We start from the raw sequence: 12,392 nt of genomic DNA, 5'->3' as shown, positions 1-12,392 counted from the left end.
TTTATTTTAGGACTGGCTATGAAGGCGAAAGTTTAATGGCTTTCTTTATTGGCCAACTGGCCGCAGGCTGCGTCAATATCTTTTCCCCGGCTTCTGCGCAAGCGAACGTTCACCCGGTGCTTTTCCAGGTATTGCATGAATTGCATCACTTTATCTTCCTCGGGTTTTTCAAATGCAGCAAGGTCAATAGGGTTGTATTCGATAATATTGATGAGGTCAGCGGGAACCTGGCGGTAGATCTTTACAAGTTCTTCAGCATCTTTTAAAGAATCGTTAAAGTCTTTGAACAGGATGTATTCAAAGGTGATTTCATTACCTGTTTGCTGGTAAAAATAATTCAGGGCTTCAATGAGGCTTTTGATATCATTACTGTCATTGATGGGCATAATTTCGTGCCGCTTAGCGTCATTTGCCGCATGCAGGGAAAGCGCCAGTTTAAACCGCACTTTATCATCGCCAAGCTGGCGGATCATCTTGGCTACACCGGCGGTGGAAACTGTAATGCGTCTCGGACTCATGCCCAATCCTTCCGGTGAACTGATCATTTCAATGGCTTTCAGCACATTTTTATAGTTGAGCAACGGTTCACCCATTCCCATAAAAACAATATTCGTCAGCTTTTTGCCATACACTTTTTCACTTTGCTGGTTAATCAGTACCACCTCGTCATAAATTTCATCGAATTCAAGGTTCCGCTTACGGTCCATATACCCTGTAGCGCAAAACTTGCAACTCAGCGAGCAGCCTATCTGGGAGGAAACGCAAGCTGTCTTACGGTCATCGGTGGGGATTAATACCCCTTCCACCAGGTGCCCGTCTACCGTACGAAAGCGGCTTTTGACAGTACCATCAGCACTGTGCTGCGTTAAATCAGCTGTTAAGGCTGGCAAGGTAAAATGTTCAGCCAGCCTGGTGCGTAACTCCTTGCTGAGGTTGGTCATATCCTCGAAACGCTGGGCCTGTTTGGCCCATAGCCATTCATAGACCTGTTTAGCCCGGAATTTCTTTTCCCCGATTTCCTCAAAATATTGCTCCAGTTCCTCTTTCGACAACTGCCGGATATTCTTGTTTGCCCCTTTTAACATCGTGCAAAGATAGGAAATGGTGGGCGGCGAGGGTTGAACGGTAGTTAGTGTATCGTTAATCCTTGATTTATTGCTGATGTCAGCCTGCTCTTTTCCTGCTGCATGTTTGGCTTGGCGGCCTCTGTTCTTTTTTTCAGCCCCAATTGCTATATTTAGGAAAATTTGCTATATGAAAAACGGTTTGTTTTGTTTGCTGTTCTTTTTTGGCGGATTGGCCATTGCCCATGCCCAGCAGGATACTACCTACAAATCTTTTTTAGGAAAATATAAGTTTCCTGATGGTAGCGTTGTTCAGTCGGTTGAAGTGGTGGGTGACAGCCTCAACGCGCTTAGCATGAATTCAGAAGCAGGAAACTCTCCCTTGCAACACCTGGATGGTGACAATTTCACCATCATTAATTTCAATGGAATTGCAAATTTTAAAAGGGCAGATTCTACCAGGGCAGTAGTTGGTATTCATATTGAAGCCATGGGCTATATCCTGGATGGCCAGAAAGACAATGGTACTGCAACCTGGACCTGGAGCATTTCCTGTTCAGGCGAACCTTTATATGCAGGGCGGCAGTTCAGGCGAAATTAAATTTTGGTAAATCTGGCTGGGCAACCGTTTGTTGTTGCCCGCTGGCCAGCTGCTTAACCATGCAATTTCCATCTGCTAATTCCTTACTGCCCAGTATAACAATATATTGGATGCCTTTCTTTTCGGCATATTTGAACTGTTTGTCAAATTTTGCCTGTTCATGATAGATTTCTGAACGGATACCCTTTTTCCTTAATTGCTGCAACAAACCAAATGCAGCCCGGCTTTCCGCTTCCCCCAGGTTAAAAAACAATACAGTGGTGCCTGTATTTACCTCTGCCGGGAAAAGTTGCAGTTCTTCCATAACATCGTATATACGGTCCACACCAAAGCTAATACCCACGCCGGGTACATTCGGTACACCGAACAGGCCGGTTAAATCATCATACCTTCCGCCGCCGCCGATACTGCCCATTTGAACAGTGGTTGCCTTTACTTCAAAAATGATTCCGGTGTAATAGTTGAGTCCACGCGCAAGGGTAAAATCACAAACGAGGTTATCTGCTGCATCGGGGTTTCCTGCTTCATTAAAAGATAGAATGAATTGTAATTCGCTGATGCCCTGAACGGCAAGCGGGATATGGCCAAGCAGGGACCTGACCGCTTCAATTTTTTCTCTGTTACTACCGGTGATGGATAAATATTTTTCAATGTCTGTTACCTGTTCCGGTGTTAGTCCTCGGGCAATAAGTTCATCTTTCACTTTATCGGGGCCAATCTTATCCAGTTTGTCTATCGCTATGGTGATGTCTGTCATCTTACCGGCACCGCCGCATAGTTCGGCAAGGGCTGCTAAAATTTTCCTGCTGTTCAACCTTATTTCAACGGGGATGCCTAATCGCTTGAAAACATTTGCGTAAATGGCGGTCAGTTCCACTTCATTTAAAAGGGAGTTGCTGCCTACAATATCAGCATCGCATTGGTAGAATTCCCGGTAACGTCCTTTTTGCGGCCGGTCGGCCCGCCAGACAGGCTGTACCTGGTAGCGTTTAAACGGAAGCGCTAGTTGCCCGTAATTCATGGCCACATACCTGGCGAAAGGGATGGTGAGGTCGTACCGAAGTGCACGTTCTGTTAAGTTTGCATCATTTTTACCCTGTAATACCTGTTCAAATGCCACCCTTGCCTTATCAATATTCTTAGGGTCGCCTAGTCCGTTATTAAGTATTTTAAAAATCAGTTTATCACCCTCTTCACCATACTTTCCCATCAGGGTGTTCAGGTTTTCCATAGCGGGAGTTTCCAGGGGCTGAAAACCGTAGAGTTCAAAAACCGATTTAATGGTATTGAAAATATAATTCCGTTTGCGGACCACATCTGCACTAAAATCGCGGGTTCCGGCTGGAAGGGAAGGTTTAGACATCGGGAATATACTAAAAGGTGATAGTTGATTGTTCAATAATGGTGGCGCAGGCCTTGTTGATAAGGTCAAAAACTTCATGGTAGCCCGGCTCCGGACCGTACCAGGGATCTGGTACATCGCGCTCTTCGCCCGGGTAAATGGCATCCAGCAGCAGCATGGCTTTTGGCGGATCGTAGTTGTTTCGGGCAATACGGCGCATTTCGGCTAATACATCAGTGGCCATGGCATAAATCCTGTCGAACCGGTCAAAATCTGCTGCCACGAAATTCCGGGCCCTTTGCCCTGAAATGTCGATACCATTCATCCGGGCAACTTTTTGGGATAGGGGATGGGGGGCTTCCCCAACATGGTACCCGTTTGTACCCGCACTGTCAATGGTCCAGTTAAGTCCGGCTTCAGCAACTTTCTGCCGCAATATTCCTTCCGCCAGCGGACTCCGGCAGATATTTCCCAGGCATACCATCAGGATCTTCATGGCCGCAAAAATAGGATAGTTTGTTTTATGGATTCCTTTGTTCCCGGCATCTTATTGCAGGACACAGCGCTGCGTTTAACCATAACATTTAGTCACCAAACTTCAATTTTATGAAGCCAGAACTCATTTTACGCAGTGATCTGCTGGATATTCTCTTTGAAAACCGCAACAAAGCCTACGGCGCTTATGCATTAAGGCGGAACTATACCCTGCATTTAGTTACTGGTATTGTCGGTATGGTGCTTCTCGTGGCCGGTTTCTGGATATTATTACCAAAATATCCTGGTAACGGGAAATTATCCAACCTCCTTCCTTTCATTTTAACAGATACCATCCGCCTGGCTCCTACGCCTGATTTTTCCACTCCGCCGCCGCCACCGCCGCCGCCAATACAACATCGGCCACGAATTTCAACTGTTGGATTTGGTGCCCCGGTTATTGATCCAAATGTGGAAAATTCGGGTATTCCGGACCAGGATGATCTCGCGCAAAGCCGCATTGGAACTGAAAACTTTACAGGTGAACCAGGTGATAACACAGCCCCTGGTCCCGCTAGCAATGGCCAGGCCACAATGCCGGCGGCACCTGTTCAGCCCCCTATGGAAGAAGCACCTGAAGTGCTGGAAACGGCCACAGTTATGCCGCAATTTCCTGGTGGTGAAGCAGCCCTGCAAAGATGGTTATCGAAGCAGCTCAGGCCCCAGGAAGGCCAGCAGGCGGGCGAAAGGGTAAAAGTGGTGGTGCGGTTTGTTGTGGGTAAAACAGGTGAAATTGGCCAGGTTGAACTGGTAAAGCAGGGTGGCGACCCCTATGACAGTGAAGTCATTAGGGTTATGAAAAAAATGCCACGCTGGGAAGCCGGCCAGCAACACGGTCGTGCGGTGAATGTTTGGTTTTATATCCCTATAATTTTTGAAATGCCCGAACAATAGATTTTTCCTAACTTGCCCAACCCGGACCAAACCAACAAATAAATGGCCCAAGAATCACCCGATAACAGAAGGAAACAATACAGTCTGATGCGATCCATCCTCGATTATGGCATGGGCGGTATAATTCTATTATTTGGATTTTTCTTCCTCTTTGCTGAGAAACTGGGCTTTTACTTTGATCTGGAGCCACTGTTCAAATATTTTTTCTCTTTTCTCTGTATTATATATGGTGCCTGGAGGATCTACCGCGGCTATCAAAAGAATTATTATTCTGAATGAGACTTAGTACTGCGTTTATACATAATCGTATGAATCGATTAATGGTTGCTGCTGCCTTGGCTTTATTTTGCTGCCATTGCAGTAACAAGCCTGTTGTTTACCATAGCGACAAGCTGGATCGTGGCACCATACAAATCAGTGTGGATGAATCCTTTAAGCCTGTTATTGATGCACAGATTAAGGTTTTTGAATCTTCCTTTCCGGATGCACATATCATTGCCCATTACAAGCCCGAGGCAGAATGCCTGAAAGATTTACTGGTAGACAGTATCCGGATGGTTATTGTAACCCGGCAGTTGCAGTCATCAGAGGAACAGCGGCTTAAAGATGCCCTTTCCTTTATTCCGGTCCAGGGAAGGATTGCCTATGATGCAGTAGCTGTGATCGTCAACAAACAGTCGAAGGATTCAATTCTTGAGGTGAGTGACGTTAAATCGCTCTTAAATGGCACAGGGACACTTAAACTAAGGCCTGTTCTGGATGGTCTAACGGCTACGAGTACTGTCAGGTATGCGCTGGATTCCATACTTAAAGGCCAGGAACTGGGGAAAACGGTAACAGCAGCAACCTCCAGCCAGGGGGTAATTGATTATGTGGCAGGGAATCCTGATGCAGTTGGTTTTGTGGGGGTAAGCTGGATCGGCAACCCCGAAGATTCAGTCCATGTAAGGTTACAAAAAAAGGTAACCATAGCTTCGTTACGGTGTAAAATATGCGACAGTTCAGTTTATGTAAAACCCAACCAGGTTAATATTGCTACTTTGCAATATCCCCTGGTTCGTGGATTGCATTACATTTTAAAAGAAAATTATGAAGGTTTGGGAAGCGGGTTTGCGAATTTTCTCATCTATGAACGGGGGCAGTTAATTTTCAGAAGGGCCTACCTGTGGCCGGCAAGAATGCAGTTCGAAGTAAGAAGTGCAGGAATCAATGAATAAACAAAACCAGTTTTTTATACATTTACAACCGACTAAAACAGCAAACGACAATGAAGAAATACCTCTACAGCCTGGTGTTAGCCGCAGTAATGTGTGGTAACTCCCTGTTCGCGCAAAGTGTTGACCAGGGAAAGAAGTTCTACTATTACGAACGCTACAAGAGTGCAAAAGATGCTTTTGAGAAAACATTAGCCGCCAACCCGAATGACATTGTTGCCACTTACTGGTTAGGACAGACTTTAATAGAACTGAATGATTCTTCGGCTGCTAAGGAACTCTACCAGAAAGCCTTGACTACGAATGGGAACGCGCCCATATTATTGGTTGGTATGGGCCATATTGAACTGAAGGAGGGCCGGAAAGAGGAAGCCCGCCAACGTTTTGAAACTGCGCTGAGTCTGACCAAATACAAAGACATCAATATCGCCAATGCGATCGGTCATGCCATGACAGAATCAAAAAACGGGGATGCCCAGTATGTGATTGATAAACTTACCCCCATTACCCAGCAAAAAGGGTTTAACAATCCAACTACCTGGCTGGTGATTGGCGACGCCTACAGGAAACTGGTCGATGGTGGAAATGCTGTTCAGGCCTACCAAAAGGCACTTGCAATTGACCCTAATAATGCCGCTGCAAAGCATAGGATCGGGAAAATTTACATGACCCAGGGCAATGCTGATATTTTCATCCCTACTTTGCAGGATGCAGTAAAAGCGGATCCTAATTATGGCCCCTCTTATTTTGAGTTATATTATTATTATTTCAACCGCGATATCAATAAAGCAAAGGATTATTACGACAGGTATATGGCAGTTACCGATGCTACGCCCGCCAATGATTACGAAAAAACAGCCATCCTCTTTGCATCCCGCCGCTATGATGAAGCTATTAGTACCGCCAACGGGAATATAGCCAAATTAGGTGCCGAGGCCGATCCTAAGTATTATAAACTCATCGCTTACTGCTATGATGAGAAAAAAGATTCCATCCAGGCTAAGAATTACCTCGACCAATATTTCACCAAGCAAAAGCCAGATGCTTTTATTCCAAAAGACTATGAGTTCAGGGCAAAACTCTATGCTAAATTCCCGGGCAATGAAACCCAGGCCCTGGCCAGTTATGACCAGGCAATTGCACTGGATACTTCCCTGGATAGCCGCCTTGATCTGATTGCTAGTGCAGCAGCCCTGGCGAAAAAATCAGGTAACCGTTCCCTGGAGGCTAAATATCTCGGCCAGGCCTATAACAGTAAAAAATCACCCAGCAACGTTGATTTGTACAACTGGGGATCATCCAATTACCAGGCAGGGCAGTATAAAACTGCAGATTCCATATTCGTTGCATATACTGAAAAATATCCTAATGAAATTTTCGGCTACCTCTGGCATGCACGAAGTTTGCAGGCACAGGATACCGCAATGACCCAGGGTTTAGCGGTACCCGCCTATGAGAAGCTGGCCGAAGTTTCACGTTCCCTTGATCCGGTAAAGTATAAGGGCCAGGCTGTATCTGCTTATTTCTACCTCGTATCCTATTATAATGATATCAAAAAGGACAAGGCAACCGCAATAAAATACCTCGATAAGGTATTGGAGGTTGACCCGGGTAATCCTGACGCAGCACGCATTAAGGATATATTGAGTAAACCACCCAAAAAAGCTGCCGGTGCCAAAGGCTAGCAGATAAAGATTTTCGGTCCAGGAGGCCCCGGTATTCCGGGGCCTCCTGCTTTTAGCGTACACCCCAATCCTTTCACAAATAACTTATTTTCAACGTTCCGCTATTTATTTGGCGGGCTACCTTATTTTTGCCCCACAATATGGAAAGCATGAATCTTTTCTTGTTACAAACCGCGGTAGCTACAAATACTGCAGTTGATTACCTGCCTATTGCATTACAAATAATCTGTGCTGCCGGATTTGTTGGCCTTACCTTGGGAATTTCCCCATTCCTGGGCCCGAACCGAAAAACTGCTGAAAAACTTCAAACTTACGAAAGTGGTATAGAAGCAGTGGGAAATGCCCGTCAACCCATGGCTATCAAATATTTCCTCGTGGCGATCCTATTTGTATTGTTTGATGTGGAAGTTATCTTTTTCTACCCCTATGCAGTGAATTTCAGGGAGCTGGGCTGGAATGGTTTTGGGGCAGTTCTGATGTTCGTTGGATTCTTCTTCTGTGGATTTTATTATATATTAAAAAAAGGCGCCCTTCAATGGGAGGACTAGCAGGGAATTGCGCACAGTTTGAACTTAATAATACTTGAACGGTTTTACAGTAGGTGAATTAATCGTTCATTTTAAAAGCTGATTATATTATGGCACGTCCTGTTCAATATAACGTAAAGAATGAAGGTGGTAAGATTGTCATCACCGATGATATGCCGCCAGGTTATGGCGGTGAAGGATTTTTTGCTACTACCCTTGACCAGGTTGTTGGTTGGGGCCGGAAGAACTCCCTCTGGCCGATGCCCTTTGCTACTTCCTGCTGCGGGATTGAATTCATGGCCACAAGTGCTTCACATTATGATATCGGCCGTTTCGGTTCCGAAAGGTTTGCGCACACCCCCCGCCAATGTGATCTGTTGCTCGTAATGGGAACCATCGCCAAGAAAATGGGCCCCATCCTGAAACAGGTTTACCTGCAGATGTCAGAACCCCGCTGGGTGATTGCTGTCGGAGCCTGTGCCTCTTCCGGAGGTATCTTCGATACTTATAGTGTTCTTCAGGGGATTGACCAGATCATCCCGGTTGATGTTTACGTTCCCGGTTGCCCTCCCCGTCCTGAAGCTATATTGGATGGATTGTTGAAATGCCAGGACCTGGTTGGACAGGAAAGTCTGCGGAGAAGGAATAGCGACAAGTATAAGGCCTTGCTGAACAGCTATGGTATTGAGTAACTAATTGTAAGAATCATTCATATGTCTTTGACGAACGAATATATCAGGCAGAGGATCACAGAAAAGTTTGGCGATGCCATTACAAATGTGGAAGAACCTGCCGGATTCCTGACTTTTGAGGTTCCTAAAGAAATGAACCTGAAAGTGATGCAATTCCTACATGACGATAATGAATTGAAGTTTCGGTTCCTTACTGATCTTTGCGGGGTGCATTATCCGAACCAGGAAGGACGCGAACTGGCCGTGGTTTACCACATGCACAACCTGGTGGATAATGTCAGGCTTAGGATGAAGGTATTTACCGGTATCAATGATCCTGATGTTTTCACAGCTACCAGCCTGTTCGAATCAGCCAACTGGCAGGAACGCGAAACATATGATTTTTACGGGATTAATTTTGTTGGCCATCCAAACCTGAAGCGTATCCTGAATGTGGATGAAATGGATTATTTCCCGATGAGAAAGGAATACCCGCTCGAAGACCAGTCGCGTATTGATAAAGATGATGAAATGTTCGGCCGTGGAGGTTCCATATCCTGACAACAAACCATATACCTAACTACAAACAACAAACAAGACAGTAATGTCTGAACTCATACACCAACAACCTCACCACGTAAAGCTTCCGGAAGGTTCTATTGAGAAACAAACCACCACACTGAACCTCGGTCCCACACACCCTGCCACACATGGAGTGTTCCAGAATATCCTGGAAGTAGATGGGGAACGGATCATTTCTTCCGAACAGACTGTTGGTTATATCCACAGGGCGTTTGAGAAGATCGCTGAAAGAAGGCCTTTATACCAGATCACCCCCCTGACAGACCGTTTGAATTATTGCTCATCTCCCATCAACAATATGGGATGGCATCTCACCTGCGAGAAATTGCTCGGGGTTAACACACCGAAGCGGGTGGATTACCTGCGGGTAATCATCATGGAATTGTCAAGGATCGCCGATCACCTGATCTGTAACTCTATTGTGGGTGTTGATAGCGGGGCATTCAGCGGATTCCTGTACGTAATGCAATACCGCGAACTGATCTATGAAATCTTCGAGGAAGTATGCGGAAGCCGGCTTACTACCAATATAGGCCGCATAGGCGGATTTGAAAGGAATTTCACCAATGCCGCTTTTGAAAAGATTGAAAAATTCCTGAAAGAATATCCCGTTACGCTTAAAGAATTTGAGAACCTGTTCAACCGTAACAGGATTTTTATGGAGCGTACCATGGGAACAGGTGGTATTTCTGCGGAAAGGGCACTGAATTATGGTTTTACCGGCCCGAACCTTCGCGCTACCGGGGTGGATTATGATGTAAGGGTTGCAGCACCTTATTCTTCCTACGAGGACTTTAAATTTGATATTCCTGTCGGCAGCACCGGCGACAACTATGATCGTTTCATGGTCCGTAACCAGGAAATGTGGCAGAGCCTGGGCATCATTGAACAGGCCTTCAGGAAAGTTCAGGAGTTCAGGGGTACTGATGCCGATGTGTACCATGCAGATGTTCCGGAATACTACCTCCCGGAAAAACAGGATGTATATACGAAAATGGAAGCACTTATCTGGCACTTCAAAATCATCATGGGTGAAATTGATATGCCTAAAGGGGAAGTGTACCATTCAGTGGAAGGAGGAAATGGTGAGCTTGGTTTCTACCTGATCAGCGATGGCGGCCGTGCCCCATTCAGGCTGCATTTCAGGAGGCCTTGCTTTATCTACTACCAGGCTTATTCAGAACTGACCAAAGGCGCATTGCTGAGTGATGCGGTGATCACCATGAGTAGCCTGAACCTGATTGCAGGGGAGATGGACGCATAAAGGGTGAACGATTCACGATTTACGAATTGACTATGATAAAATTTTCAGAAGAGAAACTGAACAAGGTACAGGAGATCATCAACCGCTATCCGCAGGGAAAGCAAAAAAGTGCGTTGATACCCCTTTTGCACCTGGCGCAGGAAGAGTACGGATGGCTGAGCGCAGAAACCATGGATTACGTGGCTGGCCTGTTGCAGATTGAACCGATTGAGGTGTACGAAGTTGCTACCTTCTACTCTATGTTCAACCTTAAACCTGTGGGAAAGTTCATGTTTGAGGTTTGCCAGACAGGGCCTTGTATGGTCAGCGGTAGCGACAATATTATTGATTATATCAAACAGCGTTTAGGGATCGGGGTTGGTGAAACTACCCCGGACGGGTTGTTTACCCTGAAAACTGTGGAATGCCTTGGTGCCTGTGGTTATGCGCCCATGATGCAATTGGGCAAGCACTACCGCGAACACCTGACTAAAGATAAAGTGGACCAGATTATTGAGGAGTGCAGGAAGAATGCAGGCCTGCTGAATTGAGGAAAAAAATGATTGAAAAAATAGGAGATCGTTAAACAACGGGCATTTCTGTTCACTGTTTACCGCTCACCGTTCACCAAAAACCTATGGGTGTAAAATTATTATTAGACAAAGCCAAAGTAGAAGGCATCCGACAGTACGACGTGTACCGTCGCGAGGGCGGTTACCGCAGTGTCGAAAAAGCATTAAAGACCATGAGTCCGGATGCGGTTACTGAGGAAGTGAAGAAGAGTGGATTACGCGGGCGTGGCGGTGCGGGTTTCCCAACTGGTATGAAATGGAGTTTCCTGGCTAAGCCCGAAGGAGTTCCGCGCCACTTGGTTTGCAATGCCGACGAATCAGAACCGGGTACATTCAAGGACCGCTTCCTGATGGAATTCCTTCCCCACCTGCTGATTGAAGGACTTATTGTTGCTTCCTATGCACTGGGCTCAAATGCTACGTATATATATATCCGTGGGGAATATGCCTGGATCACTGATATACTCGAACATGCCATTGGCGAAGCCAAAGCCAATGGATGGCTGGGAAACAATATCCTGGGCACCGGGTTCAATTGTGAAATTTATGTGCAGCGCGGTGCAGGGGCATACATCTGCGGTGAAGAAACTGCATTGATAGAATCCCTCGAAGGTAAGCGCGGTAATCCCCGTATCAAGCCTCCATTCCCGGCGGTTAAAGGGGTATGGGACCGGCCTACAGTGGTGAATAATGTGGAAACCCTGGCAGCTGTTGTGCCTATCATTAATATGGGTGGTGAAGAGTATGCAAAAATCGGGGTGGGTAAATCAACCGGAACAAAACTGATCTCTGCCTGCGGCAATATCAACAAACCGGGAGTATACGAAATTGACATGACCATCCCGGTGGAAGAATTTATTTACAGTGATGAATATTGCGGCGGAATTGCCAATGGGAAAAGGCTGAAAGCCTGTATTCCCGGCGGATCATCTGTTCCCATTTTACCGGCTAACCTGTTGCTTAAAACAGCAAAAGGGGAAACCCGGTATATGAACTATGAGAGCCTTAGTGATGGCGGTTTCGCAACAGGATCCATGATGGGTTCGGGTGGTTTCATCGTATTGGATGAAGACCAGTGCGTGGTGAAAAACACCTATACACTGGCCCGTTTTTACCGGCACGAAAGCTGCGGACAATGCTCTCCCTGCCGTGAAGGGACAGGCTGGATGGAAAAAATATTGAAAGCGATCGAAAGCGGAAAGGGAAAGATGAGTGATATAGACCTGTTATGGGATATCCAGCGCAAGATCGAGGGCAATACGATTTGCCCGCTCGGTGACGCTGCCGCATGGCCCGTGGCTGCTGCCATCCGGCATTTCCGCGACGAGTTTGAATGGCATGTAAACAATCCTCAGGAATGTTTGACACGCAATTATGGTTTAGCCCACTATGCTGATCCGATTTATACACCTGCGTAGGTTTCACACAAATACGCAGGGTAGCAGGGGCGCAGTGGAGGAGTA

Annotated in this window: 14 protein-coding genes; 11 read left to right on the top strand and 3 right to left on the bottom strand. The window is 46.2% G+C overall.

All coding sequences use genetic code 11. The features are described 5' to 3' along the window. Positions 1-32 precede the first annotated feature (32 nt). Positions 33-1,085, bottom strand: a complete 1,053-nt coding sequence (gene rlmN / locus LAQ65_RS20325; RefSeq protein ID WP_224118854.1) for a 23S rRNA (adenine(2503)-C(2))-methyltransferase RlmN — start codon at positions 1,083-1,085, stop codon at positions 33-35. Between the two features lie 169 nt (positions 1,086-1,254). Here rlmN and LAQ65_RS20320 point away from each other — a divergent pair, with 169 nt between their 5' ends. Beyond that, entirely contained in the window at positions 1,255-1,665 is a 411-nt protein-coding gene (locus LAQ65_RS20320; RefSeq protein ID WP_224118853.1) for a hypothetical protein, read from the top strand. On the opposite strand, the gene hisS is transcribed toward LAQ65_RS20320, so the two are convergent. Both hisS and LAQ65_RS20310 read right to left on the bottom strand, forming a co-directional pair. Next, positions 1,652-3,028: a histidine--tRNA ligase gene (hisS, locus tag LAQ65_RS20315; protein WP_224118852.1), complete on the bottom strand. Its 1,377-nt coding sequence runs from the start codon at positions 3,026-3,028 to the stop codon at positions 1,652-1,654. The two genes, LAQ65_RS20320 and hisS, sit on opposite strands and share 14 nt — an antisense overlap. A gap of 10 nt (positions 3,029-3,038) precedes the next feature. Further along, positions 3,039-3,503 (bottom strand): low molecular weight protein-tyrosine-phosphatase, encoded by a 465-nt coding sequence (locus LAQ65_RS20310; RefSeq protein ID WP_224118851.1) that lies wholly within the window; start codon positions 3,501-3,503, stop codon positions 3,039-3,041. A 110-nt stretch (positions 3,504-3,613) separates the two neighbouring features. On the opposite strand from LAQ65_RS20310, the gene LAQ65_RS20305 reads away from it, so the two are divergent. The 10 genes from LAQ65_RS20305 (at position 3,614) to nuoF (ending at position 12,347) form a co-directional block, all read left to right on the top strand. After that, positions 3,614-4,435, top strand: coding sequence for a TonB family protein (locus tag LAQ65_RS20305; protein WP_224118850.1), 822 nt, complete (start codon positions 3,614-3,616; stop codon positions 4,433-4,435). 42 nt (positions 4,436-4,477) lie between these two features. Continuing rightward, complete coding sequence (locus LAQ65_RS20300) at positions 4,478-4,714, top strand: hypothetical protein (protein ID WP_224118849.1); 237 nt, start codon at positions 4,478-4,480, stop codon at positions 4,712-4,714. A gap of 29 nt (positions 4,715-4,743) precedes the next feature. Beyond that, the gene (locus tag LAQ65_RS20295) at positions 4,744-5,652 is read left to right on the top strand and encodes a PstS family phosphate ABC transporter substrate-binding protein (RefSeq protein WP_224118848.1); all 909 of its coding nucleotides are present in this window, start codon (positions 4,744-4,746) and stop codon (positions 5,650-5,652) included. Positions 5,653-5,702: 50 nt separating this feature from the next. Next, a complete protein-coding gene (locus tag LAQ65_RS20290; RefSeq protein ID WP_224118847.1) occupies positions 5,703-7,334 on the top strand; it encodes a tetratricopeptide repeat protein in 1,632 nt (543 codons plus the stop codon). A gap of 149 nt (positions 7,335-7,483) precedes the next feature. Next, positions 7,484-7,882 (top strand): NADH-quinone oxidoreductase subunit A, encoded by a 399-nt coding sequence (locus tag LAQ65_RS20285; protein WP_224118846.1) that lies wholly within the window; start codon positions 7,484-7,486, stop codon positions 7,880-7,882. Between the two features lie 89 nt (positions 7,883-7,971). Next, positions 7,972-8,553 carry an NADH-quinone oxidoreductase subunit B gene (locus tag LAQ65_RS20280; protein ID WP_317197005.1) on the top strand — a complete coding sequence of 194 codons (582 nt, stop codon included), beginning with the start codon at positions 7,972-7,974 and terminating at the stop codon, positions 8,551-8,553. A gap of 21 nt (positions 8,554-8,574) precedes the next feature. After that, positions 8,575-9,093 (top strand): NADH-quinone oxidoreductase subunit C, encoded by a 519-nt coding sequence (locus LAQ65_RS20275; RefSeq protein WP_224118845.1) that lies wholly within the window; start codon positions 8,575-8,577, stop codon positions 9,091-9,093. A 43-nt stretch (positions 9,094-9,136) separates the two neighbouring features. Continuing rightward, the gene (locus tag LAQ65_RS20270) at positions 9,137-10,378 is read left to right on the top strand and encodes an NADH-quinone oxidoreductase subunit D (RefSeq protein WP_224118844.1); all 1,242 of its coding nucleotides are present in this window, start codon (positions 9,137-9,139) and stop codon (positions 10,376-10,378) included. A 32-nt stretch (positions 10,379-10,410) separates the two neighbouring features. After that, positions 10,411-10,908, top strand: coding sequence for an NADH-quinone oxidoreductase subunit NuoE (gene nuoE, locus LAQ65_RS20265; protein WP_224118843.1), 498 nt, complete (start codon positions 10,411-10,413; stop codon positions 10,906-10,908). An 86-nt stretch (positions 10,909-10,994) separates the two neighbouring features. Next, complete coding sequence (gene nuoF, locus LAQ65_RS20260) at positions 10,995-12,347, top strand: NADH-quinone oxidoreductase subunit NuoF (RefSeq protein ID WP_224118842.1); 1,353 nt, start codon at positions 10,995-10,997, stop codon at positions 12,345-12,347. Positions 12,348-12,392 lie beyond the last annotated feature (45 nt).

The organism is Flavihumibacter profundi, from assembly GCF_020076305.1.
Lineage (GTDB): Bacteria > Bacteroidota > Bacteroidia > Chitinophagales > Chitinophagaceae > Flavihumibacter > Flavihumibacter profundi.
The sequence above is the reverse complement of the archived record's forward strand: the minus strand, read 5'-3'. Positions and strand labels throughout refer to the sequence as shown.

Bases quoted from the DNA above. Each gene is read 5' to 3' on its own strand.
- LAQ65_RS20280 (WP_317197005.1), top strand. From the start codon at position 7,972: ATGGCACGTCCTGTTCAATATAACGTAAAGAATGAAGGTGGTAAGATT.
- LAQ65_RS20270 (WP_224118844.1), top strand. From the start codon at position 9,137: ATGTCTGAACTCATACACCAACAACCTCACCACGTAAAGCTTCCGGAA.
- nuoE (WP_224118843.1), top strand. From the start codon at position 10,411: ATGATAAAATTTTCAGAAGAGAAACTGAACAAGGTACAGGAGATCATC.
- LAQ65_RS20320 (WP_224118853.1), top strand. From the start codon at position 1,255: ATGAAAAACGGTTTGTTTTGTTTGCTGTTCTTTTTTGGCGGATTGGCC.
- LAQ65_RS20285 (WP_224118846.1), top strand. From the start codon at position 7,484: ATGAATCTTTTCTTGTTACAAACCGCGGTAGCTACAAATACTGCAGTT.
- nuoF (WP_224118842.1), top strand. From the start codon at position 10,995: ATGGGTGTAAAATTATTATTAGACAAAGCCAAAGTAGAAGGCATCCGA.
- LAQ65_RS20290 (WP_224118847.1), top strand. From the start codon at position 5,703: ATGAAGAAATACCTCTACAGCCTGGTGTTAGCCGCAGTAATGTGTGGT.
- LAQ65_RS20300 (WP_224118849.1), top strand. From the start codon at position 4,478: ATGGCCCAAGAATCACCCGATAACAGAAGGAAACAATACAGTCTGATG.
- hisS (WP_224118852.1), bottom strand. From the start codon at position 3,028: ATGTCTAAACCTTCCCTTCCAGCCGGAACCCGCGATTTTAGTGCAGAT.
- LAQ65_RS20295 (WP_224118848.1), top strand. From the start codon at position 4,744: ATGAATCGATTAATGGTTGCTGCTGCCTTGGCTTTATTTTGCTGCCAT.
- LAQ65_RS20310 (WP_224118851.1), bottom strand. From the start codon at position 3,503: ATGAAGATCCTGATGGTATGCCTGGGAAATATCTGCCGGAGTCCGCTG.
- rlmN (WP_224118854.1), bottom strand. From the start codon at position 1,085: ATGTTAAAAGGGGCAAACAAGAATATCCGGCAGTTGTCGAAAGAGGAA.
- LAQ65_RS20305 (WP_224118850.1), top strand. From the start codon at position 3,614: ATGAAGCCAGAACTCATTTTACGCAGTGATCTGCTGGATATTCTCTTT.
- LAQ65_RS20275 (WP_224118845.1), top strand. From the start codon at position 8,575: ATGTCTTTGACGAACGAATATATCAGGCAGAGGATCACAGAAAAGTTT.